The organism is Leptolyngbya subtilissima AS-A7, from assembly GCF_039962255.1.
GTDB lineage: Bacteria > Cyanobacteriota > Cyanobacteriia > Phormidesmidales > Phormidesmidaceae > Nodosilinea.
In genome coordinates this window covers 245,126-266,062 of the sequence record NZ_JAMPKY010000005.1, presented here as the reverse complement: position 1 = coordinate 266,062, position 20,937 = coordinate 245,126, and the positions used below count along the sequence as shown (strand labels likewise).

General features: G+C 56.1%; 23 protein-coding genes. 12 read left to right on the top strand and 11 right to left on the bottom strand.

The window, feature by feature from the left end; translation table 11 throughout:
- Window positions 1-2: 2 nt before the first annotated feature.
- Window positions 3-557 (bottom strand): DUF308 domain-containing protein, encoded by a 555-nt coding sequence (locus tag NC979_RS12905; RefSeq protein ID WP_190521934.1) that lies wholly within the window; start codon window positions 555-557, stop codon window positions 3-5.
- Window positions 558-770: 213 nt separating this feature from the next.
- On the opposite strand from NC979_RS12905, the gene NC979_RS12900 reads away from it, so the two are divergent.
- On the top strand, window positions 771-1,595 hold the full coding sequence (locus NC979_RS12900; protein WP_190521932.1) for a sulfurtransferase: 825 nt from the start codon (window positions 771-773) through the stop codon (window positions 1,593-1,595).
- Between the two features lie 29 nt (window positions 1,596-1,624).
- Here the strand turns inward: NC979_RS12900 and NC979_RS12895 are convergent, their stop codons facing one another.
- Window positions 1,625-2,440 carry a TerC family protein gene (locus NC979_RS12895; protein WP_190521930.1) on the bottom strand — a complete coding sequence of 272 codons (816 nt, stop codon included), beginning with the start codon at window positions 2,438-2,440 and terminating at the stop codon, window positions 1,625-1,627.
- A 207-nt stretch (window positions 2,441-2,647) separates the two neighbouring features.
- Between NC979_RS12895 and NC979_RS12890 the strand changes: the two genes are divergently transcribed.
- Window positions 2,648-3,403 (top strand): hypothetical protein, encoded by a 756-nt coding sequence (locus tag NC979_RS12890; protein ID WP_190521928.1) that lies wholly within the window; start codon window positions 2,648-2,650, stop codon window positions 3,401-3,403.
- Between the two features lie 35 nt (window positions 3,404-3,438).
- On the opposite strand, the gene clpP is transcribed toward NC979_RS12890, so the two are convergent.
- Window positions 3,439-4,044: an ATP-dependent Clp endopeptidase proteolytic subunit ClpP gene (gene clpP / locus NC979_RS12885; RefSeq protein WP_190521926.1), complete on the bottom strand. Its 606-nt coding sequence runs from the start codon at window positions 4,042-4,044 to the stop codon at window positions 3,439-3,441.
- Between the two features lie 130 nt (window positions 4,045-4,174).
- Here clpP and panB point away from each other — a divergent pair, with 130 nt between their 5' ends.
- Together panB and ahcY are read left to right on the top strand one after the other, a co-directional pair.
- Entirely contained in the window at window positions 4,175-4,963 is a 789-nt protein-coding gene (gene panB / locus NC979_RS12880; RefSeq protein WP_190521924.1) for a 3-methyl-2-oxobutanoate hydroxymethyltransferase, read from the top strand.
- 145 nt (window positions 4,964-5,108) lie between these two features.
- Window positions 5,109-6,383, top strand: a complete 1,275-nt coding sequence (ahcY, locus tag NC979_RS12875; protein ID WP_190521922.1) for an adenosylhomocysteinase — start codon at window positions 5,109-5,111, stop codon at window positions 6,381-6,383.
- A gap of 312 nt (window positions 6,384-6,695) precedes the next feature.
- On the opposite strand, the gene NC979_RS12870 is transcribed toward ahcY, so the two are convergent.
- Window positions 6,696-7,280 carry a Uma2 family endonuclease gene (locus tag NC979_RS12870; protein WP_190521919.1) on the bottom strand — a complete coding sequence of 195 codons (585 nt, stop codon included), beginning with the start codon at window positions 7,278-7,280 and terminating at the stop codon, window positions 6,696-6,698.
- A 222-nt stretch (window positions 7,281-7,502) separates the two neighbouring features.
- On the opposite strand from NC979_RS12870, the gene NC979_RS12865 reads away from it, so the two are divergent.
- Both NC979_RS12865 and nblS read left to right on the top strand, forming a co-directional pair.
- A complete protein-coding gene (locus NC979_RS12865) occupies window positions 7,503-7,847 on the top strand; it encodes a hypothetical protein (RefSeq protein WP_190521917.1) in 345 nt (114 codons plus the stop codon).
- A gap of 72 nt (window positions 7,848-7,919) precedes the next feature.
- Window positions 7,920-9,938: a two-component system sensor histidine kinase NblS gene (gene nblS / locus NC979_RS12860; RefSeq protein WP_190521915.1), complete on the top strand. Its 2,019-nt coding sequence runs from the start codon at window positions 7,920-7,922 to the stop codon at window positions 9,936-9,938.
- Between the two features lie 7 nt (window positions 9,939-9,945).
- On the opposite strand, the gene NC979_RS12855 is transcribed toward nblS, so the two are convergent.
- The gene (locus NC979_RS12855) at window positions 9,946-10,605 is read right to left on the bottom strand and encodes a phosphoribosylanthranilate isomerase (RefSeq protein ID WP_190521913.1); all 660 of its coding nucleotides are present in this window, start codon (window positions 10,603-10,605) and stop codon (window positions 9,946-9,948) included.
- Window positions 10,606-10,791: 186 nt separating this feature from the next.
- On the opposite strand from NC979_RS12855, the gene psaK reads away from it, so the two are divergent.
- Together psaK and NC979_RS12845 are read left to right on the top strand one after the other, a co-directional pair.
- Window positions 10,792-11,064, top strand: coding sequence for a photosystem I reaction center subunit PsaK (gene psaK / locus NC979_RS12850; protein WP_190521911.1), 273 nt, complete (start codon window positions 10,792-10,794; stop codon window positions 11,062-11,064).
- 137 nt (window positions 11,065-11,201) lie between these two features.
- A complete protein-coding gene (locus tag NC979_RS12845; protein WP_190521909.1) occupies window positions 11,202-12,413 on the top strand; it encodes a site-2 protease family protein in 1,212 nt (403 codons plus the stop codon).
- A gap of 68 nt (window positions 12,414-12,481) precedes the next feature.
- On the opposite strand, the gene NC979_RS12840 is transcribed toward NC979_RS12845, so the two are convergent.
- The 5 genes from NC979_RS12840 to NC979_RS12820 form a co-directional block, all read right to left on the bottom strand.
- Window positions 12,482-12,958: a YbjN domain-containing protein gene (locus NC979_RS12840; protein WP_190521906.1), complete on the bottom strand. Its 477-nt coding sequence runs from the start codon at window positions 12,956-12,958 to the stop codon at window positions 12,482-12,484.
- A 483-nt stretch (window positions 12,959-13,441) separates the two neighbouring features.
- Window positions 13,442-14,104, bottom strand: coding sequence for an HD-GYP domain-containing protein (locus tag NC979_RS12835; protein WP_190521904.1), 663 nt, complete (start codon window positions 14,102-14,104; stop codon window positions 13,442-13,444).
- Between the two features lie 278 nt (window positions 14,105-14,382).
- The gene (locus NC979_RS12830; RefSeq protein WP_190521902.1) at window positions 14,383-15,054 is read right to left on the bottom strand and encodes a MarC family protein; all 672 of its coding nucleotides are present in this window, start codon (window positions 15,052-15,054) and stop codon (window positions 14,383-14,385) included.
- 82 nt (window positions 15,055-15,136) lie between these two features.
- The gene (locus NC979_RS12825; protein WP_073608028.1) at window positions 15,137-15,460 is read right to left on the bottom strand and encodes a phasin family protein; all 324 of its coding nucleotides are present in this window, start codon (window positions 15,458-15,460) and stop codon (window positions 15,137-15,139) included.
- Window positions 15,461-15,663: 203 nt separating this feature from the next.
- On the bottom strand, window positions 15,664-16,371 hold the full coding sequence (locus tag NC979_RS12820; protein WP_190521900.1) for a uracil-DNA glycosylase: 708 nt from the start codon (window positions 16,369-16,371) through the stop codon (window positions 15,664-15,666).
- Between the two features lie 149 nt (window positions 16,372-16,520).
- On the opposite strand from NC979_RS12820, the gene NC979_RS12815 reads away from it, so the two are divergent.
- From NC979_RS12815 to NC979_RS12800, 4 genes are all read left to right on the top strand, one after another.
- A complete protein-coding gene (locus NC979_RS12815; protein ID WP_190521898.1) occupies window positions 16,521-17,399 on the top strand; it encodes a S1 RNA-binding domain-containing protein in 879 nt (292 codons plus the stop codon).
- 5 nt (window positions 17,400-17,404) lie between these two features.
- The gene (locus tag NC979_RS12810) at window positions 17,405-18,280 is read left to right on the top strand and encodes a Tab2/Atab2 family RNA-binding protein (protein WP_190521896.1); all 876 of its coding nucleotides are present in this window, start codon (window positions 17,405-17,407) and stop codon (window positions 18,278-18,280) included.
- A gap of 99 nt (window positions 18,281-18,379) precedes the next feature.
- Window positions 18,380-19,246, top strand: coding sequence for a carbohydrate ABC transporter permease (locus tag NC979_RS12805; protein ID WP_190521894.1), 867 nt, complete (start codon window positions 18,380-18,382; stop codon window positions 19,244-19,246).
- Between the two features lie 152 nt (window positions 19,247-19,398).
- Window positions 19,399-19,974 (top strand): SH3 domain-containing protein, encoded by a 576-nt coding sequence (locus tag NC979_RS12800; RefSeq protein WP_190521892.1) that lies wholly within the window; start codon window positions 19,399-19,401, stop codon window positions 19,972-19,974.
- A 246-nt stretch (window positions 19,975-20,220) separates the two neighbouring features.
- Here NC979_RS12800 and NC979_RS12795 read toward each other — a convergent pair whose 3' ends face one another.
- Window positions 20,221-20,547 carry a hypothetical protein gene (locus tag NC979_RS12795; protein WP_190521890.1) on the bottom strand — a complete coding sequence of 109 codons (327 nt, stop codon included), beginning with the start codon at window positions 20,545-20,547 and terminating at the stop codon, window positions 20,221-20,223.
- Window positions 20,548-20,937: the final 390 nt, after the last annotated feature.

Sequence of the window (20,937 nt, the reverse complement as noted above, 5' to 3'; positions counted from 1 at the left end):
TCCTAGGCAACTTCCCTGCGGGCGGCCGCCGCTGCCCCGAGCAGCGAAGCCCCGCTAAACAATAGGCTAACGCCAACATAAAAGCCAATTAGCCAAAGCGAGCCAAACGGCCAGCGATTAATGACCAAGATCCCTAGAATCAGCGTGACAATACCATTGATAGCCACAAACCACGACATAGTGCGCCCAGCCCGGTAGGTAAACGCCATGACGATGGTAAAAATGCCCTCAGCAATAAACAGTAGACCAAAAGCCAACGTCAGTGCCGCCGTCGCTTTGGCCAGGTTAAACAAAATATAGAGCCCCGCCACGAGGTAAAACACGCCCACCCCTAAGCTCAACCACAGCGCTCTAATCGCTTGTGCCTGAAACGCCTGTAAAACCTGCAAAATTCCGCTGACTACGGCTATCCACCCCAGGGCGGAGGTGAAAACAGCAGCAGCGATCGCCGGCATTAAAACAGCCGAAATACCTAAAATAATCAAGCCTATACTGAGGGCCATGACCCAGCCCGTTGCTGTTTTAGTCTCAGTACTCGGTTGAGTGTCCATAGTCATAACAGCGCCTCGTTAAATAGGATCTGCTGGTTAAAAAGGTTGACTGTACTCTATTTGAACACCCACATTTCGTACCGCCCGCATTCCGCACCAATCGGTCCTACGACGACTAGTGTTGCCAGTTCAGCAACCTTATACCCTACTTCTACGATGCACCGCTATCTCTCGCTAGGCCAGACTTTAACCCCTCAAGCCATCCCGTTCATCTAATCTATGAACTATCCTCGCGATCTAGTAACCGCCGATTGGCTAGCCCAGCACCTGGATGACCCCAAAGTTGTGGTCGCCGACTGTCGCTTTGCCCTAGCCGATGCCGAGCAGGGTCAGCAGCAGTATGCCGCTGGCCACATTCCTGGAGCTTGGTACCTCGACCTCACCCGAGATCTATCGAGCCCGGTGCAGCGCCACGGGGGTCGCCACCCGCTGCCCGATTGGGACACTTTCAGCCAGCGGCTCACAGCGATGGGGGTAGAGTCTAACGGTCCAGAGCCTACCCTTGTCGTCGCCTATGACGATAGCCGCTTTGCCTTTGCCTCGCGCCTCTGGTGGCTGCTGCGCTACCTGAGCCACGACAATGTAGCCGTGCTCGATGGCGGCTGGTCAGGCTGGGTAGAGGGTGGCTATCCTACCAGTACTGAGATCCCTGCACCTCGCTCGGGCCACTTTGTGCCTGCGCCGCGCCAAGATTGGATTGTTGATATTGAGACGGTGCGCCACTGCCGGGAAGGCACGCTACTGATCGATGCGCGATCGCCCGATCGCTATCGGGGTGAGGTCGAACCCATCGACCCAGTAGCAGGCAGCATTCCCGGCGCGGTGAACTACTTTTGGCAAGATGTTTCTGCCGAGAACGGGCACATGAAACCCGCTGATGAGCTGAGCCAACACTGGGCCGGTTTGAACGATGCCGAGGAGGTGATCGTCTACTGCGGCTCAGGGGTGACGGCCTGCGTCAACCTGCTGGCTCAAACCGTGGCGGGTCGGCCCATGGCTAAGCTCTACCCCGGTGGCTGGAGCGACTGGTGCTCCTATCTTTAACGGCTTGGTGCGGCTGACGACAGGGCTTTTTAGTCTTGCTGAAGGGGTAATGCCGGGGTGGCCTTTTCCTGATTGGAGGCAGCTTCCGAAGAAATACTGCCCTGGGCCTCTAACTCAGCAACAGTGGGCATTTTGCCATTGCCTAAATGAGCTGATTCAACACTGGCACTTTCCTCCACGCGCTTTGAGAAGCCCCAAGCAAACACCAGGGCAATCACCAGCACCATCGTCCACTCTGGGGGCACTAAATTGGAGTCAATCACCCGCACCAGCAGACGAACGCCCACAAAGGCCACGGTGATAAAGCCCGCGTCTTCTAAATGCTCAAACTCCTCGAGCCAGCGAATGAACAGCCCTGCCATAAACCGCAGAGTGATAATACCGATGGTGCCGCCTAGCAAAATTACCACCACATCCTTGGATAAAGCCAGGGCGGTGGTGACGCTATCGAGTGAAAAGGCTAGATCGGTGAAGGCAATCACCGGAATTGCCTGCAAAACAGTGGCAAATCTCGGGGCGTGGTGCTGGTCTGCGTCGTCGGTTGCAGCGGTGAAGTGCTTATACACTAGCCACAGCAGATAGGCCGCTCCCATCACTTCAAACTGCCAGAACTGAAGCACCCAGCCTGCCGTCAAAATTAGCCCAACCCGCAAAACGAAAGCGATCAGCAACCCAAAGTTGAGCGCCCGGCGCTGCATGGTTTCGCTCTCTAAGCCTTGGGCGATCGCCGCCAGGGCGATCGCGTTGTCGGCCGACAGCACCGCCTCCAGGGCAATCAGCACCGGCAGCAGTAGTAGGGTATCGACCCCAAAGTTATTAGAGATATCGAGTAATCGGTCTAGCATTAGCTCAGTTCAGCCGCCTAGAGTAGCAATTAAAATATTCAGGGTAAAAGCACCGGCTTGTCAGCCAGCCTGACCCACGGTCGCACGCCATTGAGGGAATTCCCTCGCCGCCCTCAAGCAGGCCAGCGTCACAATGGCTTTAGTCTAACGTGCCCTACTTCCTTAGAATAGTACGGTTACCATCCACCCGCAGGGGAGACCGCCTGAGTGCTAAGTTCACTGCTGACGCAATTTCGCCACCAGTATCCCCAGGGCAGCCTGACGTCAGATTTGCTCACCATCCACGACGGAATCTACGTTGTGCGGGTCTACGCGGGAGTAGACAACATAATTCTGGCCAGCGGGCTGGGGGCAAACACTGCCCTAGAGATGGCTGAAGATATAGCCACTACCCGCGCCCTAGAGCGCCTGAGCTTGACAGCTGAACTGCCCAACCTACCCCTTCCTGTGGAGGTCGATAGGGTTGAGGCGCCTGAACCAGCGATCGCCAAGCCCAGCCCGGGCTTAGCTAACCTAGAGACGATCGCCCCTCCAAACGGGTCCAACAGCGAGCCCTTGCCAACGACTCATCCGGAGCTTGCCCCACCGCCGCTCAGCCTAGTTCCCCCCGTTTTAGACCAGGGAAATATCCTAGAGCAACCGGCTGCTGAGCTACCCCTGGCGGCCGTGGCAGCTCCCACCCTGCCCCCACCAGTCGCCCCATTTCAAGCCGATCTGCCCGCTACCATCGAGGCCTCAGCCGACGAGTTGGTGGATCTAGGCGCAGAACCAGCAGCGGTCGATTTATCGGACATCATTGCCCAAACCGACGTAGAACTCCAGCGGTTAGGCTGGAGCGTTGCCCAGGGGCGTGAGTTTTTGAAGAAGACCTACGGCAAGCTATCGCGCCACGACCTCACCGACGACGAACTGTTGGAGTTCTTGCTGTTCTTAGAAACCCAATCTCCGCAGGGCAGAGCCTAACTTCCAAGGCATCAAGCCTTGGAAGTTAGAGAGATTTACATTGCTGTAAGGGGGCGAGAACCAACAGAGGTGCGATCGATCACTTGGTCGATGAGACCGTACTCCACCGCTTCTTGAGGGCTCATAAAGAAGTCGCGCTCGGTGTCTTGGGCGATTTTGTCGATAGGCTGGCCGGTATTTTTGGCGATCGCATCGTTCAGCTGCTTCTTCAGGTAAAGAATTTCCTTCGCCTGAATCTCAATATCAGTAGCCTGGCCCTGGGCACCGCCTAAGGGCTGGTGAATCATAATGCGAGAGTTAGGCAGGCTCATACGCTTGCCCTTTTCGCCTGCGGTGAGCAAAAACGCCCCCATGCTAGCCGCCAGCCCCACGCAAATAGTGCAGATCTGGGGCCGAATGTGGTTCATGGTGTCGTAGATGCCCAGGCCCGCCGATACCGACCCACCGGGAGAGTTGATGTAGAGATAGATATCTTTGTCGGGGTCTTCTGCTTCAAGAAACAGCATCTGGGCCACAATCAAGTTGGCCGAGTCAGCCGTGACCTCTTGGCCGAGGAAGATAATACGCTCCCGCAAAAGTCGGGAATAAATGTCAAACGCGCGCTCGCCACGCCCGGATTGCTCAATAACGGTTGGGATCATCGTGATAAGCCACTTCGTACGGGTTTACCTGATTCTAGCGAGTTGTGTTCCTCAGAGGGGCGGCAGATTGGAGGGATAGCCGAATCAGGGTTTGTTATCCTGACAACCATATCCCTTTCCAGGCGCAGCCATGGCCGTTAGCGTTGATCGAATTTTGCGGTGGAAGCAAACGGGCACACCCGCCCAACCCATTACCGTACTGACCGCCTGGGATGTGATGTCGGGGCAAATTGTTGACCAGGCCGGGGCCGACATTGTACTGGTGGGCGATTCGTTGGCGATGGTCGCATTGGGCTACGACACCACCTTGCCGCTAACCACAGAGGACATGCTGATCTGCGCCAAGGCGGTGCGGCGGGGGGTCAAAAATGCTCTCCTAGTGGTCGATCTACCCTTTCTGAGCTACCAGACTAGCGTTGAAGATGCCATTCGCGCCGCAGGGCAAATGCTCAAGGAAGCCGGAGCCCAGGCAGTAAAGCTGGAGGGCGGCCACGAAGGTATGGTTGAAACCGTGCGCCGACTGGTGCAGTGGGGCATTCCGGTGATGGGGCACGTGGGGCTGACACCCCAATCGATCAACCAGTTTGGTGGTTTTCGCAAGCAGGGCAAAACCGAGGCCGAGGCCGATCGCATCCTGGCAGAGGCCAAAGCCCTAGAGCAGGCCGGAGCGTTTTCCATCGTTTTAGAGCACATTCCTGTAGAGCTAGCTCGCGATATTACTAAGGCGCTGCGCATTCCCACCATTGGCATTGGCGCGGGGGTGCACTGCGATGGCCAGGTGCTGGTCACCGCCGACGTTCTTGGACTTTCGGCTTGGCAGCCACCCTTTGCCAAGGTCTACGCCAACCTCAGGCAGCAGGCCGTTGAAGCTGCCCAACAGTTTTGTACCGAGGTGCGATCGGGCCAGTACCCGGCATGAAATTCGGGGCCGTACAAATTCCTGCCAAAGCATTACGACGGTAGCCCCTATACAATATCGGGGCAGTCCCCTGCGTGAAATTCCGTTAAGCTAGAAACGCTGGCAACTGGCACAGAGACGATTTATTACGGTTGATACCCTCGCTATGACCACAACTCTTCAATTTAAGTACGACGTTAAGGATATTTCCCTGGCGGCCCAGGGCAAACAGCGGATTGAGTGGGCCGGGCGCGAGATGCCCGTGCTGCGCCAGATTCAAGACCGCTTTGCCCAGGAAAAGCCCCTGGCAGGCATTCGCATTTCGGCCTGCTGCCACGTCACTACTGAGACAGCTCATTTGGCGATCGCCCTCAAAGCCGGCGGTGCCGACGCTGTGCTCATTGCCAGTAACCCCCTCTCAACTCAAGATGATGTTGCTGCCAGCCTAGTAGTTGACTACGGCATTCCCGTGTTTGCCCTGCGCGGTGAAGACAGCGCCACCTACCACCGCCACGTCGAGACCGCCCTCGACCACCGCCCCAACATCATCATCGACGACGGCAGCGACGTGGTCGCCACCCTAGTCAAAGAGCGTCAGGCACAGCTTTCCGACATCATCGGCACCACCGAAGAAACCACCACCGGCATCGTGCGCCTGCGGGCCATGTTCAAGGATGGGGTGCTCAGCTTCCCCGCTATGAATGTCAACGACGCCGACACCAAGCACTTCTTCGACAACCGCTACGGCACTGGCCAATCGACCCTCGACGGCATTATCCGCGCCACCAATGTACTGCTGGCCGGTAAGACTGTGGTTGTGGCTGGCTACGGCTGGTGCGGCAAAGGCACTGCCATGCGGGCTAAGGGTATGGGGGCTAACGTCATCGTCACCGAAATTGACCCGGTGCGGGCGATCGAGGCTGTCATGGACGGCTTCCGGGTGATGCCCATGGCTGAGGCTGCTACCGTAGGCGATCTGTTTATTACCGTCACCGGCAACAAGCATGTCATTCGTCGCGAGCACTTTGACACGATGAAAGATGGTGCCATGGTGTGCAACTCCGGCCACTTCGATATCGAGATTGACTTGGAATCTCTGGGCGCAATGGCTAGCGAAGTCAAGCAGGTGCGCAACTTTACCCAGCAGTACATGCTCACCAGCGGCAAGTCGGTGATTGTGCTGGGTGAAGGCCGCTTGGTCAACCTAGCCGCCGCCGAAGGCCATCCCAGTGCCGTTATGGACATGAGCTTTGCCAACCAGGCCATGGCCTGCGAATACCTGGTGAAGAACCGAGGTTCCCTGGAACCCGGTCTGCACTCCATCCCCGTTGAGGTGGATAAGGAGATTGCTCGTCTGAAGCTGGTCGCCATGGGTATCGAAGTCGATAGCCTGACCCCCGAGCAAGAGATCTACATCAACTCTTGGACTGTTGGCACCTAAGCCATCGTCTCCCTCAACTAAAGCCCCAGGACGCTCGCAGCATCCCGGGGCTTTTCCATTAAATAACCCCCGATGCCGAGGCACCAGGGGCTGCTTAGAATAGGGAGTTAGTTATATTTGCGAAGCTCGTCTTATCTGTACTTAGAATGCCTCAAGGGCACGGCTGAGTCATCCCTTACACCCGCATCTTCATGGCAGGTTGTTTGAGGGGAAGATGCTCTCAAGAGTTTTGCGAACTGTGACGCCTGTCACTTACAAAGCTCCGCAAGCAAGTGTTATAAAGGTCGGCTGGCTATGGGAATATTCCAGCAGCTAAGCAAATGGGGAAACATCTAGGATGAAGCCCGGCAGCACGGACTCTCCAAAGAGCTGAGTAGGCAGCGATCGCATCTCCGCTTCCTGCCCAGGCCGATAGATTTCCACCTGCTGATCCTTTGGGTTAATTAGCCAGCCTAGACGAACACCGCTAGCCATGTATTCCTGCATCTTCTCGCGCAGAGTTGTTAGGTTATCGGTGCTCGATCGCACCTCCATCACAAAATCAGGCGCAATGGGAGGGAATCTACGCCGCTGCTCTGGGGTCAGCGCCTCCCAACGGGATAGTTCGACCCAGGCAGCATCGGGCGATCGCTTGCTGCCGACCGGCAGCTGAAAAACAGTGGACGAGCTAAAGACTTTGCCAAGTTTGCTTTGTCGATTCCACAACGCTAGGTCAGTCCCCAACTCCATTTCTTGATTGCCGTTCTCACCGCCAACAGGGGGCATAACGATCAACACTCCTTGGGCATTTTGCTCGATCGCCATCTCCGGGTTGTGAATGCAGAGTTGATAAAACTGCTCATCGGTAAAATGAACAGCCTCAAGGTTGAGTTCAAGGGGCAAATCCAGGGTGGTCATAGGATGCTCCGAAGGGACTGGGCAATCTCTAACTGACGGCGGTGTCTCTTAATAGTAGCGCTCGTCTATTTTGTAGAAATCGTCAAAAACCGTTGCAGGCGAACAACTTCACTGAGTGAACTGTCTAAACTGTTCACTAACTTGCGTCATCGGTATTGACTCTGCACGCGATTCATTGCCGATTTCAGCTTAATCTGCTTAGCTTTATCCTCCGGTTAAACCATGAGCTATAGCTTTGACATCATTGGCATTGCCCCAGTACTGCAATTCTTCAACCACCAGCAGCAGGTGGAGGCGCGGCGCGATCGCAGCCAAGCCTTCCTCGGCAGCTATTGCTGCACCCTCGATGCCTTTATCGACGCCACCGAGGCCGTGCACCGCAAGCCCGATTGGGATTGGGATGCGATCGTCAGCACCATTGTCGCCTTCTGGCTGAGCCAAGAGCACGACGTGCGTCACTGGAAACAGCAGTTCGCCGCCGCCCAGGGTAACCAAAATCTAATTGTGGCCCGTGTGGTCAACTACGATAGTCTGCGCCACGAGTTTGAAACCCTCTTCGAAGACTAGCGCTAGGGCTAAGATGCGAAGAACATGCCAGAATAAAGGCTGAATTCAACATTCAGTATTCCATAGGTTCCGTTGATCAGGCTTCTGGCTAAAATTCGCGATATCTTCCTGCACTGGTGGGGCGACTTCACCCTCCAAACCCGGCTGATGGCTGGGGCAACGCTGGTGGTGTCCATGATTACGAGTGCCCTTACCTTCTGGGCCGTCAACACCATCCAGATGGATGCCCGACTCAACGACACCCGTTTTGCCCGAGATCTGGGCCTGCTGTTAGCCGCCAACGTCGCCCCTCTGGTCAAAGAAGCCGACCGGACTGAGCTAGCCCGCTTCTCTTACAGCTTTTACCAGAGCACCTCCAGCGTGCGCTACATGCTGTACGCTGACGAGAATGGCGACATTTTCTTCGGTATCCCCTTTTCCGAAGCAGCGGTCCAAAACTCTCTCACGCTGCGGCGGCGCATGCAGCTGCCCGAGGGCTATGCCCAAAACACCGATCGCCCCCTGGTGCGCCAGCACCTGACCCCAGCGGGTGAAGTTACCGACGTCTTTGTGCCCCTCAACTACAACGGCATTCACCTAGGCGTCTTGGCCATGGGCATCAACCCCAACCCCACGGTGGTTGCCTCCTCACACCTGACCCGCGATGTCACCATTGCGGTGTTCGTCTCCATCTGGGTGATGGTGATTTTAGGGGCTGTGTTCAACGCCCTCACCATCACTCAGCCGATCAAAGAGCTCTCGCTGGGGGTGAAAAACATCGCCGATGGCAACTTTAGGCAGCGTATCGACCTGCCTTTGGGGGGCGAACTCGGTGAGCTGATCTACAGCTTTAACGACATGGCTGAGCGCCTAGAAAGCTACGAAGAGCAAAACATCGAAGAGCTTACCGCCGAAAAAGCCAAGCTCGAAACCCTAGTTTCTACTATCGCTGACGGGGCCATTTTGCTCGACAGCGATATGCATGCCGTGCTGGTCAACCCCACCGCCCGCCGCATCTTTGGCTGGGATGATCAGATTTTGGACGGGAAAAACATCCTGGAGCACTTCCCCAACGCCGTGCGGGTGCAGCTCACCCGGCCGCTGTTTCAGGCTGTCAAAGGCGACTCAGAGGCGATGGAATTTCGGGTGCCGATCACCGAGCCCAGCCATCGCACCCTGCGGATCTTGCTCAACACCGTGCTCGACCAGGCCAAAGAGAACGTCAAAGGTCTGGCCATCACCGTGCAGGATATTACCCGTGAGGTGGCCCTCAACGAAGCCAAGGCCCAGTTCATCAGCAATGTCTCCCACGAGCTGCGCACACCGCTGTTTAACATCAAGTCGTTCATTGAAACCCTGCACGAGTACGGCGAAGACCTCAGCGACGGCGAGCGCAAGGAATTTCTCGAAACCGCCAACCACGAAACCGATCGCCTCACCCGTTTGGTCAACGATGTGCTCGACCTGTCGCGCCTCGAGTCGAGCCGCCAGTACCAGCTCGACGCGGTGGATATCATTCAACCAATTGAGCAGACCCTGCGCACTCACCGTCTCAACGCTCGTGATAAGAAGATCGAGCTGCTACAGGATGTGGAGCCCAACCTTCCGCCGGTGATTGGTAACTACGACCTGCTGCTCCAGGTGTTTAGCAACTTGGTGGGCAATGCGCTCAAATTTACCGAGTCAGGTGGCCAGGTGATGCTGCGGGCCCACCAGATTGTGCCCCCTAGCGACGACCCCAACGAGGGCGGCTACATTCGCATTGAGATCTCTGACACCGGCATTGGCATTGCCCCCGAAGACCAGCAGGCCATCTTCGATCGCTTCTTCCGCGTTGAGAACCGTGTCCACACCCTGGAGGGCACCGGCCTGGGCCTCTCCATTGTCAAAAACATTATTGAAAAGCACAGCAGCCAGGTACACCTGGTCAGCGAAGTGGGCATCGGCACCACCTTCTGGTTTGATGTGGCCGCCTACCAACCTGAGGCGATCACGGTGTCAGCCAAAGACAGCACCCATCACGCAGCGGACAGCAAGGATCTGGCAATCGCCGCCGTCAGCCCTGCAACTCCCAGTGCGTCACTGATTGCTCCCCAAGCTGACCAAAGCTAGCCTTGGTCTACACCTCAGCACTGATCGGTAGCCAGGGCTGTAGCTGCTCAAACAGGTGTTGAACCAAAGCCAGATCCTTAACGCCAGGATGCTGTTCTACTCCACTGGAGAGGTCTATTCCGTCAGGGTTGAGGGTTGCAAGAGCCGTTGGGATATTCTCAGGAGTTAACCCGCCGGCCAGCATCCAGGGACATGCGGGCTTAAACGACACCAGAGCATCCCAATCGAGCGTCAGGCCGGTGCCGCCGAGCTGCTGGGGGTGGTAGGCATCGAGCAGCAGCGCATCAACGTAGGGCGCGTAGGTTTCGGCCCGCAGCAGGTCGGCGGCGGTACGCACTCGAATAGCTTTGATCAGGAAGATACCGGGTAGCTCAGCCAATAGCTGCTGGCAATGCTCAGGGGTTTCCTGGCCGTGCAGCTGAATGTGGCTGAGGTTAGCCCGGCGAACGATGGCTGCCATCTCCGCCAGAGAGGCATCGGCAAAGACTCCCACGGTTTTAGTTACCACCCCAGCAGCATCTAGGGCCTGGGTAATCTCGGCGAGGGCGGCAGGAGTGAGGTAGCGGGGCGACTGGGGCACGCAGATAAAGCCCAGGTGGGTGGCACCGTGGCGGGCGATCGCGATCGCCTGCTCAGTCTGGGTAATGCCACAAATCTTGACCCGCATGTTAACTCTGTTGAACATTCCGTTGGAGGGGCGTCGCCAGATTTTTATAATCCAACAATGGTTGAATGCCTAAATTAAGCGCTTAGCGATCGCCTGAGATTCTGTTTCTTTAAGACTCGATTTAATTTTCAAGACTCAATTTCGATTCTCAAGACCTAATTTTAGACCTCTAGCGGAGAAATAACATTGCTGTTTTCTACCCTGCTTGCTGCCTACACCGTGCCCACCACCCCGGAGTGGTCGTATAAAGTGGCGCTGATTATGATTACCTGCAACCTATTCGTGCTGGCCATTGGCAAGTACGCCATCCGTCGGCCTGGGGCCGGACCAGCGCTGCCTGTGGGCTTGCCAATGTTGTTTGAAGGCTTTGGCCTGCCTGAGCTGTTGGCGATCGCTAGCTTTGGCCACATTCTCGGCGCTGGCATGATTTTGGGGCTGGGCAACGCCGGGCTGCTCTAGCTGCCACCCACGCCTAGACCAACGACTTTGTAGGGTGATTGATAGAATAGAACCAGACCCCAGACCCAGGTGCCCTAGCTTTGCTAGTCACTCTTGGGTCTGGGTTGGTATTTGACAGCATTCATAGGAGCTAGGCAATGCAATCCAACTGGCGCGTTGGGGCCATTTTAGGAATTCCCCTATTTGTCGATAGCTCCTGGTTCATCATTTTGCTGCTGGTGACTGTGTCCTATGGGTTGGAACCCAGCTGGCACTCGGCCTGGGGCAACCTAGCTTGGGTGATGGGCTTTGGCCTGGCGCTGCTGCTGTTTGCTTCGGTGCTGCTGCACGAGCTGGGCCACAGCCTTGCCGCTAAGGGGCAGGGCATTGCGGTCAACTCCATTACGCTGTTTTTGTTTGGCGGCATTGCCTCCATCGACAAAGAATCGAAAACGCCGGAAGACGCGCTCAAGGTGGCGATCGCCGGCCCGTTGGTCAGCTTTGGGCTGTTCTTGCTGCTCACCGGCATCTCCCAAATTCCATCGCTACCGACCCCGGTGGGCGTGATCACCGGCAGCGTGGCTCAGATCAACCTGGTGCTGACGCTGTTCAATATGATTCCCGGCCTGCCACTCGACGGAGGTCAGGTGCTCAAAGCCGTGGTGTGGAAGGTGACCGACAGCCGCATCAAGGGCATTCGCTGGGCGGCGCGCTCCGGGCAGCTCTTAGGCTGGTTGGCAATTACCTTTGGCCTGGTGATGGCCCTGTTCTATCAGGCATTTTCTGGCTTTTGGATTGCCGCGATCGGTTGGTTTGCCCTGCGCAACGCCGCTGCCTACAACCAGGTGACTAATCTGCAAGAGGCCATGCTGGCCCTCACCGCTGCCGACGCTATGGCCCGCGACTTTAAGGTCGTTGATGCTGGCATGTCGCTGCGACAGTTTGCCGACACCTATTTACTCGAAGAGAACCGCCCTCCGGCCTACTTCGCGGCCTCTGAAGGGCGCTATCGGGGTTTGGTCACGGTTGAAGATATGCGAGCGATCGAGCGCAGCCAGTGGGAAACTTTGCCCCTGAGCCACATTGCCAAGCCGCTGCTGAGTATTCCTTCGGTGCGCGAGGGCACACCGCTGACCGAGGCCATCGACCAGCTCGAAGACTTGCAGCTGCCTCGGCTGACGGTGCTCACTCCCGCTGATGCCGTGGCCGGCACGATCGATCGCGGTGACGTGGTACGCGCGATCGCCGATCGCCTTGGACTGCGAGTCTCTCCCGCCATGATTCAGCGCATCAAAGAAGAAGGCCAGTACCCCCCAGGGTTACAGCTGTCCTCGATCGCAAAATCAGTTATTGAAGAGGCGCGGGCCTAGGGCTGCAAGGTGTAGGGTGTAAGGCTTAGGACTGCTCTTACACCCTACACCTCATACCTTATACCCCTCTAGCTCATGCCAAATTCGGAAACTAGCGCCTCATCGGAATCGTCGGCGATGGTGGCCACAATGGTCATCAGGCGAGAGATTTCGGCGGGGGAAATGTCCTTCAAAATACGGCTTGAGATCACCAACACCTGATTACCCGAGATGCCAAAGCGAGCTTCGAGGGTTTCGTTGCAGTTCTTCTCAAGCAGCAGCTTCATCATACGAGGCTCGTCTTTGGCAGGCAGCACGAGTACGGGGGACCATACGGTTAGCGTATCGGTCTCAGTTTCGCCAGTTAGCTGCGCATACACATCGACACTGCCGTACTTAAATCGCCACAGATGGCCCTCATCGGTTTGGCTAACCATAGCCCCATCCCCTTGATCCAAAGAGGCAATAACTGCCTCAATGGTGTCCACGTAGGACACAATATCCAACCCATCCTCAGCGGGTGGGGGGGAACAGGATAGATCCATATCTATTGCGTCGTCAGCCATAACAGACCCTTAGTAGCTATTGATCAACAATTCAATTGTGCGGCCGATCTGCGGTGAGGGGCGTAGTTCCTCAACTGTTAAAGCGATCGGCGTTCAACAACCGTCAAAACGTTGCGGCGATGGTCAGAGACCAGCCCTAAGCCATCGCTGCGCCTCCCCAACTGTAGCCCCTTGCGCTATCGCTGACTATCCCCCAATCGACTTTCTCGCGGCTTAACGGCAGCTGTAGACCAAGTGCAAATTATTTGAGCAAATCGCCCTCGTCAGCCCGATCAGATCCACCACCTCACCGCTGGAGTAGATATTAAATAATTGTGGTTGCTCAACACGTCGTCCCGAGGCAAGAGATTTGTAGCCACCGCCAGATGGTTAGGACGTTTTACATAACTCCTTAGAGCGATGACGATAAGCAGTGCACTGCCCCAGTTTTTGCGCGTGGTGGTGACTCGTGTTCTAAGCGCAGTGGCCAACGCTATACCCGATTCACCCCGTCGTTTCGACTTCCTGAAACTGGTCCTCTAGAGTGTCGAAGCTGTAGTCGCGCACCTTGGGCATCTCGACCGGCACCTCAAACCCCGTAACGGTGCAGGCCTGGCGGCGCTCAGGCCGCGACGAATAGCGGCAGAGGTGTTCGATAAAGTGGAACACCACTTTGGGGTCAGACCACTTCATCTCGGCCCGCTGCTTGAGAATTATTAGCGCCTCTTTGTCACTCATCGAGCTGCGCCAGCCCTTGCGCTGACGGCACGACACCCAGGCGTTGAGCACCTGAAAAATTCGGGCTAGATGATTGTGAGGAATGGCTCGCAGGTGGTACTCATCGAGAACGTCGGCGACCTCCTGGAGGCCAGCATCTTTGGCCAGCTGGGCGCTGGCGTTAAACAGCACCTCCATCTGGACGATGGCCTCACGATGGTCTCGGTACTCTTGTCTGAGGTGATGGTCTTCGAGGTAGATGGCCCCCAGGTTTTTGAAGTGGGCAGCCAGAAAGAGGGTTTTTTTGTCGCGATCGCCCAGGCCGGCGATGGTGCCATAGGCGAGGCACAGATCAGCCAAAAAAATGGATTCTTCAAACAGCAGAGGCTGCCTGCGCTTGAGCAGACTGCGCAGCAGTTTAATAAAGCTGTGGAAGCTTGGGTAGCTCATGGGTAAATGGTTCCCTGAAACAGCTGGCGGCAAACAGAAAGTTCACCACTAGATGAAGTGTTGTGGACTACGCAGACCAACCGTAGACTATCAACCGGTTAGATGTTAAGCATCGCCAAACTGACCGATCTTGCTACATCTGGCTGCACCCAATCTCTATGGCCGAATCAGCAGAGCCAGGGCGGTATTTTCAGGGAACACCCCAAGTCTAAGTCAAAACTATGAGGCCAAGACACCCTTGACCAGGTCTTCAAACAATAGCGAGCTGCCCCTCAGGCCTAAGGAGCAGCAAGCAAGTTTAATGAGGTCAACCAGTCGGCTAACCCGTTCAAAATCAGCTGTACCCCAATGGCCATGACAAATAGGCCCAGCAGGCGGCTCATCGCCTGAATGCCGCTCGCCCCCAAGGCTTTTAGCAGCAGCGTAGACGATCGCAGCGACAGAAAAATTACAACACCGATCAGCCCAATCGCGACGGCGATCGCCAGCATATTCATCACGGTGGGCACGGATAGATCGCTGCCCGCCTGAGCAGCTAGGCCAAGGGTGACAGCGATCGCCCCCGGCCCCCCCAGCAGCGGAATGGTCATCGGCATGAACGAAATATCTTTGTGCTCGCCAATGCGGTAGGCAGCATCTTGATTGTCCACCTCGTTGAGTTTGGGGTCAGAGTTCATCGCCTTCCATGCAGCGTGGAACACCACAATGCCTCCGGCGATGCGCACCACTGCTAGGGACACGCCAAAAAACCGCAGCACGCTGCCCCCAACCAGGAGGGTACTGATCAGCAGCAGCACGACATTGCGGGCAATATTCAGGGCGTACTGGTTGCGCAGCGCGGCGGGCACCCCAGTAGTCAGCACTAAGAAGATCGGCACCGACCCAATCGGATCAACCACCGGAAACAGAGCCGCAATGCCGCCCACCGTAAAGTCAAGAAAGCTTCGCACCGCTGGTTAGCCTGAGAAAACCTGGTTTTACTCTACGGCTATTTTTCTTCTCGTAGCGGTGGCTGGGCTACAGATAACCAGACTATTTCCAGGCGCGATTTTCTAGATCTCTGACCTGGCGCTCTAGGCGATCGAGCCGTCCGCGCAGCTCGTCCATTTCGGCCTGACGGGGTACGCCCAGGTCTTGCAGCGTATTGCGAAACAGCCGCTGAAACTGCTCTTCGAGCGCACCGTTGCCCTCGTTAAGCTGAGCCATCACCTCATCCATCAGAGTACGGGCCTGCTCGGGGTTAAACTTGCCCTCGCGCACCCACTCCTCGCTGACCTGCTTGACCCGCTCAGCGACCAGGGAGGTGGTGCCCACGCCAATCATCAGCAACTGGCGTAAAAGGTTGTTGGTATCCATTAAAATCTCCTTGCTATTTGCGGGGCGCGATCGATGGCGGCATCAGGCGATCGATCCAGGGGTATGACCAAGGCTGAGGGCATTCAGAGCCATGCCTTGAACCTTAACCTTTGACCTTGCATCCAATTAGCCACCCATTCATTCTGTCAGAGATCTTGTTGGCCCCTGGGTATTGAAAGCCGAACTCAACCTGACGGATGCCCTCAGCTGCCTGACAGTTCATTGACTTTGGCCCGCACCGCCTGAATGTCTTGCCACATCAACCACTTGGGACTGCCCTTATCGCGCGACGGGTTGCGCAGTAGGTAGGCCGGGTGGAAAATGGGCATACACAGGCGACCTTCCCACTCCATCCATTGGCCGCGCACTTTGCTAATGCCCGACTTCACCCCCAAAAGCGCCTTTAGAGCGGTTGCCCCGGTGAGAAGAATAATTTTAGGATCCACCATACGAATTTGCTCTAGCAGATAGCCCTTGCAGGCGGCTACCTCCGCCGTGGTGGGCACTCGGTTCTCAGGCGGGCGACACTTCACGATGTTGCAAATGTATACATCGGTCTCAGTGTTAAAGCGCACTGATTCGAGAATCTTCTCCAGCAGCTGGCCCGACTTACCCACAAAAGGTATCCCCTGCTCGTCCTCCTGCTGACCCGGGCCTTCACCAATAATCAGCACCGGGGCGGTGGGGCTACCCCGACTGACCACCACATTAGTGCGCGTTTCTGACAGGTCGCAGCGTACACAGCCCCGACAGTGGGTGCCTAGAGTCTCCAGGTCGGGGTAGATGCCTGTGGGAATGGGCACCGTGCCATCAGTGGGAATGGCATCAAAATCTACGGTGCTGGGGTCTGCGATCGCGCCTTCGGTAGCGCCAATGCCAGCGTTAAATAAGCTAAATTGCTCGTCGGCCATCGATTCTTGGGGGCAACATCATCCGCTTGGCATTTATTGTAAAGGGTCTCGGCCTGCCTTGCCGGGGCCATTGCTCAGCAGTGCCCCAGGCAAGGCGTTGTATAGTAGAAAGCTAGTTAAATTATGTTTGTTGTCCAGGAGCCTCACCCTTGACTTTCTCCGCCGAAGATTTTGCCAAAGCCCTTGAGGCCCACGACTACGACTTTCAGGTGGGCAGCACCGTGCGGGGCACCGTCATCTCCTTTGCTCCCGATGGGGCCACAGTGGATATTGGCGGCAAGTCAGCGGCCTTTTTGCCCATTCGTGAAGCAGCGGTGCGCGCCATCACCTCCTTTGAGGGCGTGCTCGAACCGGGGGGCGAATACTCATTTCAAGTGATTCGCGACCAGGATGCCGACGGTCAGGTGCTGCTATCCATCCGCAAGCTCCAGCTCAAGCAGCTGTGGAATAAGCTAGCCCAGCAGGCCGAAGAGGGCGCCGTCATGGATGTCAAAGTCACCGGCTTCAACAAGGGCGGTGTGACCGTCGATGTTGAAGGCCTGCGAGGATTTGTGCCGCGATCGCACATAGGCCGCACCTACGAAAATCTAGAAGATGCAGTGGGCCAGCGCCTCACAGTGGGCTTCTTAGAGGTCAACCCCGCCGCCAACAAGCTAGTAATGTCGGCCCGCACCGCCGCCCGCAGCCAGGTGATGAGCACCCTAGCGCTGGGTCAGCTCGTCGAGGGCACCGTCGCCAGCCTCAAGCCCTTTGGCGCTTTTGTGGAGTTTGACGGCATTAGCGGCTTGCTGCACATCAAGCAGATCAGCAAAAACTATGTCGAGTCGCTGCCCTCGGTGCTACAGGTGGGCCAGTCAATCAAAGCGGTAGTGGTGGGCCTCGACCCCGAGCGCAACCGCATTTCCCTCTCGACCAAGGTGTTAGAAAAATATCCTGGCGAGATCATTAAAGAAGCTGAAGCCGTGTTTGAAGACGCTGAGAACCGTTTGGCCGACGTCAGCCGTATGCTGAACGACAGCGAGGCCTAGGCGCTATGGGCACCGTGTGGGAACTCGACTTTTACTCCCGGCCCGTGCTGGATGAAAATGGCAAAAAACTCTGGGAAGTGCTGCTCTGCGAAGGGTTAGTTGGCACCGGAGCGAAGGCCGCTCAGCTGTTTCGCTACAGCAAGTTTCTGCCCAGCAGTGACGTCAACTCTATTGTGCTGAAGGGAGCGATTGAGGAGGCGATCGCTGAGGCCACCAGTCAGGGCATCGTTCCCCCTAGCCGCATTCGGTACTTTCGCTACCAAATGCAGAACATGATTCTGCGAGCTTGTGAAGACGCAGGCATTCCGGCTCGGCCCAGCCGTCGTACCGTGGCCTTGCAGCGGTGGTTGAGCGATCGCAACCAAACCGTGTACCCCCAGATGGACGGCTACACCAGCGCTCCTTCCCCCTCCGTAGCAGCGCCACCTCCTAGCCCCCAGGCGCTGCCCGATGCCCTGCTGGGGCAGCAGTGGACCTTTGTCACCCTTGAAGCCGCCGCCTTTGCCGATCTACCCGATTGGGAGATTGGCTTTGGGGAATCCTTTCCCCTAGACATGGCGAATCTAGCCCCCAATACCCCGATCCCCGGGCTGCTGATTTTCTCCCCCCGCGCCACCGCCCTCGCCGCTTGGATGTCGGGCCTAGAGTTAGCCTACTGGCGCATAGAATCCAGCAAAACTCCCCAAATCATCCTCGAAACCGGAGCCTCCGATAGCTGGGTTTTGGCAGGTCTGCCTGGCCCTAAGCTGCTGGCCGAAGCCCAAGCCTTTGAAGCCGCCAAAGCCAAGGCCAACCAGGTACACTTCATTGGCATCCAAGACAGCCGCGACAGCGAATCCTTCGCCGGATTCTGGCTGCTGCAAGAGCTGCTTTTGGGGTAGTTAGAAGAGGCCCCATCTCAAACGTTTCTCGCTCCCCGTCTCAAAGGTTCTTTAGAATTCTTTGGCTCTAGTCTCCCAATGCTTCAGGCAGGTCTACCCATGCCCAATCGTAAGCAGCAACCCATAGTTCAATCCCTTACCCGGTGGCCCCACTGGCGCAACCTGGGTATTTATGTGTTGCTGTTGGCGATCGCCGTGATCATGGTCTTCCCGCTGCTGTGGCTGCTCAGCACATCCTTCAAAGGATCAGCGGAGAATCTGCTAGCAAACCCACCCCAGATCCTGCCCCAGCAGCCGACCTTGGCTAACTACCGACAGGTATGGCAGTCAAACCCCTTTGGCCAATATTTTCTCAACAGCACCGTGGTGGCGGTTCTGACGGTAGCGGCAAACCTGCTACTGTGCTCGCTAGCGGCCTATCCTTTGGCGCGGCTATCGTTTTTGGGCCGCGATACCTTGCTGGCACTGATTGTGGCCACCATCATGATTCCGTTTCAGGTGGTGATGATACCGCTGTATATTTTGGCGGTTAATTTAGGGCTGCGGAACACCTACTTGGGGCTAGTGCTGCCCTACTTAGCCTCGGCCTTTGGCATTTTTCTCATGCGCCAAGCGTTTCAGGGCGTTCCTAAAGAGCTAGAAGAAGCCGCCCGCATGGATGGCTGCTCTGACCTCGGCATCTGGTGGAATGTGATGCTGCCCGCCACTCGCCCTGCCTTAGTAACGCTGGGGATCTTTGTGTTCATTGGTACCTGGAGCGAGTTTCTCTGGCCCCTGATTTTGCTCGATCGCCCCGAGCGTTACACCCTACCTCTAGGTGTCGCTCGTCTGGCGGGTAGTTTTTCCCTCGACTGGCGGCTGATTGCGGCGGGGTCGATTTTGTCGGTGCTGCCCGCCATAGTGGTGTTTGTGCTGCTACAGCGCTACATTGTGCCCACAGAAACAGGAAGTGGGGTCAAGGGGTAGTTGGGGCGGCCCTCCGGTATACGTAATTACAGCTTTATTGGTTCCTTAGATTCATCACTTAGATTGGTGCGGGCGATTTATTCACCATCGCTTCATCAGGGCCGTTGTCTAAGGGCTGCGGCACCCTTTTTCTCAGTGAGACTCTACCAACTATGAAACTTAAAACCCTGGCTGTTGCCCTGCTCTCTACCGCTGCTGCCGTTGGCCTATCCATGTCTGCGGCCTTTGCCCAAGTCGCCGAGGTCAACATCGACAGTCTTAACGTGCGCTCTGGTCCCGGCCTTAACCACGGCGTTCGCGGCACCATACCCAGGGGTGCTCAGGCCAAGATCATTCAAACCCAGGGAGACTGGCTCTATGTTGTTACCGGCCCGATTGAGGGTTGGGTTTACGCCCCCTACGTCATCGTTTTGAATCAGCCAGGGCCGGGGGTCGACTCTCCGGTAACCACCGTCATGGTCTGCAATGGCACTAACCGCACGACGGCCCGCGTGTACCGCCAAAACGGCGAACTCAAGCTGCGGGTGCACGATCGCCTCGACAACCTCACCTGGCTCGATGTTCCCGCCCGGTTGGAAACTGGCTCTGGGGCCACAACTTACGTCAACATTCGCGGTGAGCAAACGACTCGGGTGCTCCAAAGCCAAAGCTCCCCCGCCAACTGCTCGATTCAAACTACCAATCGCCCCATAGAGGCTGGGGTGGTGACCGAAATAGAGCAGCCCTAACATCAGATGCTCAAGTCCAGTTTGAGCCGCTAAAACTCTACAGCTACACTACTGCTTTAGCAACCGCTACAAGCTTGCCGAGCTTGAATGGAGAGTAAATCTGAACTCTGGACAAAACAAAGTTGCTCAGATGCAAGGTTCAAATATTTGAACCTCGCATCCGAGCAACTTAAATAGCGTATCTAGGAGTTCGCCCCAGCTAAAAACTTTAGCAAAAGTATTGGCCTAGGCTGAAAATCTCTCGCTCTATTTGTCGCCTGTGGCTTTTTCGACTAGGTCTTTGGCACCTTCAACTAGGCTCTTTTGATCAGGGTTTTCCTGCTTGTACTGCTTTAGATTTTTCTCATAAGCTTTTTGCACGCCGTTGGGATCATCAATGACCTCTACAGCCTCTTCATAGGCTTGGTCACGGGGTTCTTCGGTCATGGTTTGATCGACCGGTGGGGTTGCAGTTGCCTTGTTGTTAGCGGCGAAAGCAGGCTGGGTAGCCAATGTGAGCCAGCTCATTAGCCCAACTAGGCAAACTAGGGCGATCGCGCGTAAGCGGCGGCTAATAAATTTTTTTGAGAGCATTATGAGACTTTGCATAAAGTTCTTGAAGTCCTTAGTAATAGATAGGGAAAATCCGATTCTGTAAGGAAGCGACGGAATAGAGTCGCTGACAACTAATAACAGATGAACTGTATAATATGAGACTTAATGCTGGCGACTCTCTACCCCCAGGCACATCTTATGGGCTGAGTTTTGGCGGCAGATAGGACTTGCTTGAACAACTTAAGACTTACAGTTTCAAATCCGTTCCTAACACAGGACTTGGAATCGAGAGAAACCCATAGCACGGTTTTTACCGAGACACTCCAGTCATTTACGTTGGGGGAGCGACTGCTGTAGGATGGGTGCCTATGTAAAATTTCGGCTAGGTTCAGGCATTAGCGCTAGGTTCTTAGTGCGCTCTAGGGCTCG

Excerpts from the sequence above, each read along its gene's own strand:
- NC979_RS12905 (WP_190521934.1), bottom strand. The coding sequence starts at position 557 with ATGACTATGGACACTCAACCGAGTACTGAGACTAAAACAGCAACGGGC.
- NC979_RS12900 (WP_190521932.1), top strand. The coding sequence starts at position 771 with ATGAACTATCCTCGCGATCTAGTAACCGCCGATTGGCTAGCCCAGCAC.
- NC979_RS12895 (WP_190521930.1), bottom strand. The coding sequence starts at position 2,440 with ATGCTAGACCGATTACTCGATATCTCTAATAACTTTGGGGTCGATACC.
- clpP (WP_190521926.1), bottom strand. The coding sequence starts at position 4,044 with ATGATCCCAACCGTTATTGAGCAATCCGGGCGTGGCGAGCGCGCGTTT.
- panB (WP_190521924.1), top strand. The coding sequence starts at position 4,175 with ATGGCCGTTAGCGTTGATCGAATTTTGCGGTGGAAGCAAACGGGCACA.
- ahcY (WP_190521922.1), top strand. The coding sequence starts at position 5,109 with ATGACCACAACTCTTCAATTTAAGTACGACGTTAAGGATATTTCCCTG.
- NC979_RS12870 (WP_190521919.1), bottom strand. The coding sequence starts at position 7,280 with ATGACCACCCTGGATTTGCCCCTTGAACTCAACCTTGAGGCTGTTCAT.
- NC979_RS12865 (WP_190521917.1), top strand. The coding sequence starts at position 7,503 with ATGAGCTATAGCTTTGACATCATTGGCATTGCCCCAGTACTGCAATTC.
- NC979_RS12855 (WP_190521913.1), bottom strand. The coding sequence starts at position 10,605 with ATGCGGGTCAAGATTTGTGGCATTACCCAGACTGAGCAGGCGATCGCG.
- NC979_RS12845 (WP_190521909.1), top strand. The coding sequence starts at position 11,202 with ATGCAATCCAACTGGCGCGTTGGGGCCATTTTAGGAATTCCCCTATTT.
- NC979_RS12840 (WP_190521906.1), bottom strand. The coding sequence starts at position 12,958 with ATGGCTGACGACGCAATAGATATGGATCTATCCTGTTCCCCCCCACCC.
- NC979_RS12835 (WP_190521904.1), bottom strand. The coding sequence starts at position 14,104 with ATGAGCTACCCAAGCTTCCACAGCTTTATTAAACTGCTGCGCAGTCTG.
- NC979_RS12825 (WP_073608028.1), bottom strand. The coding sequence starts at position 15,460 with ATGGATACCAACAACCTTTTACGCCAGTTGCTGATGATTGGCGTGGGC.
- NC979_RS12820 (WP_190521900.1), bottom strand. The coding sequence starts at position 16,371 with ATGGCCGACGAGCAATTTAGCTTATTTAACGCTGGCATTGGCGCTACC.
- NC979_RS12810 (WP_190521896.1), top strand. The coding sequence starts at position 17,405 with ATGGGCACCGTGTGGGAACTCGACTTTTACTCCCGGCCCGTGCTGGAT.
- NC979_RS12805 (WP_190521894.1), top strand. The coding sequence starts at position 18,380 with ATGCCCAATCGTAAGCAGCAACCCATAGTTCAATCCCTTACCCGGTGG.
- NC979_RS12800 (WP_190521892.1), top strand. The coding sequence starts at position 19,399 with ATGAAACTTAAAACCCTGGCTGTTGCCCTGCTCTCTACCGCTGCTGCC.
- NC979_RS12795 (WP_190521890.1), bottom strand. The coding sequence starts at position 20,547 with ATGCTCTCAAAAAAATTTATTAGCCGCCGCTTACGCGCGATCGCCCTA.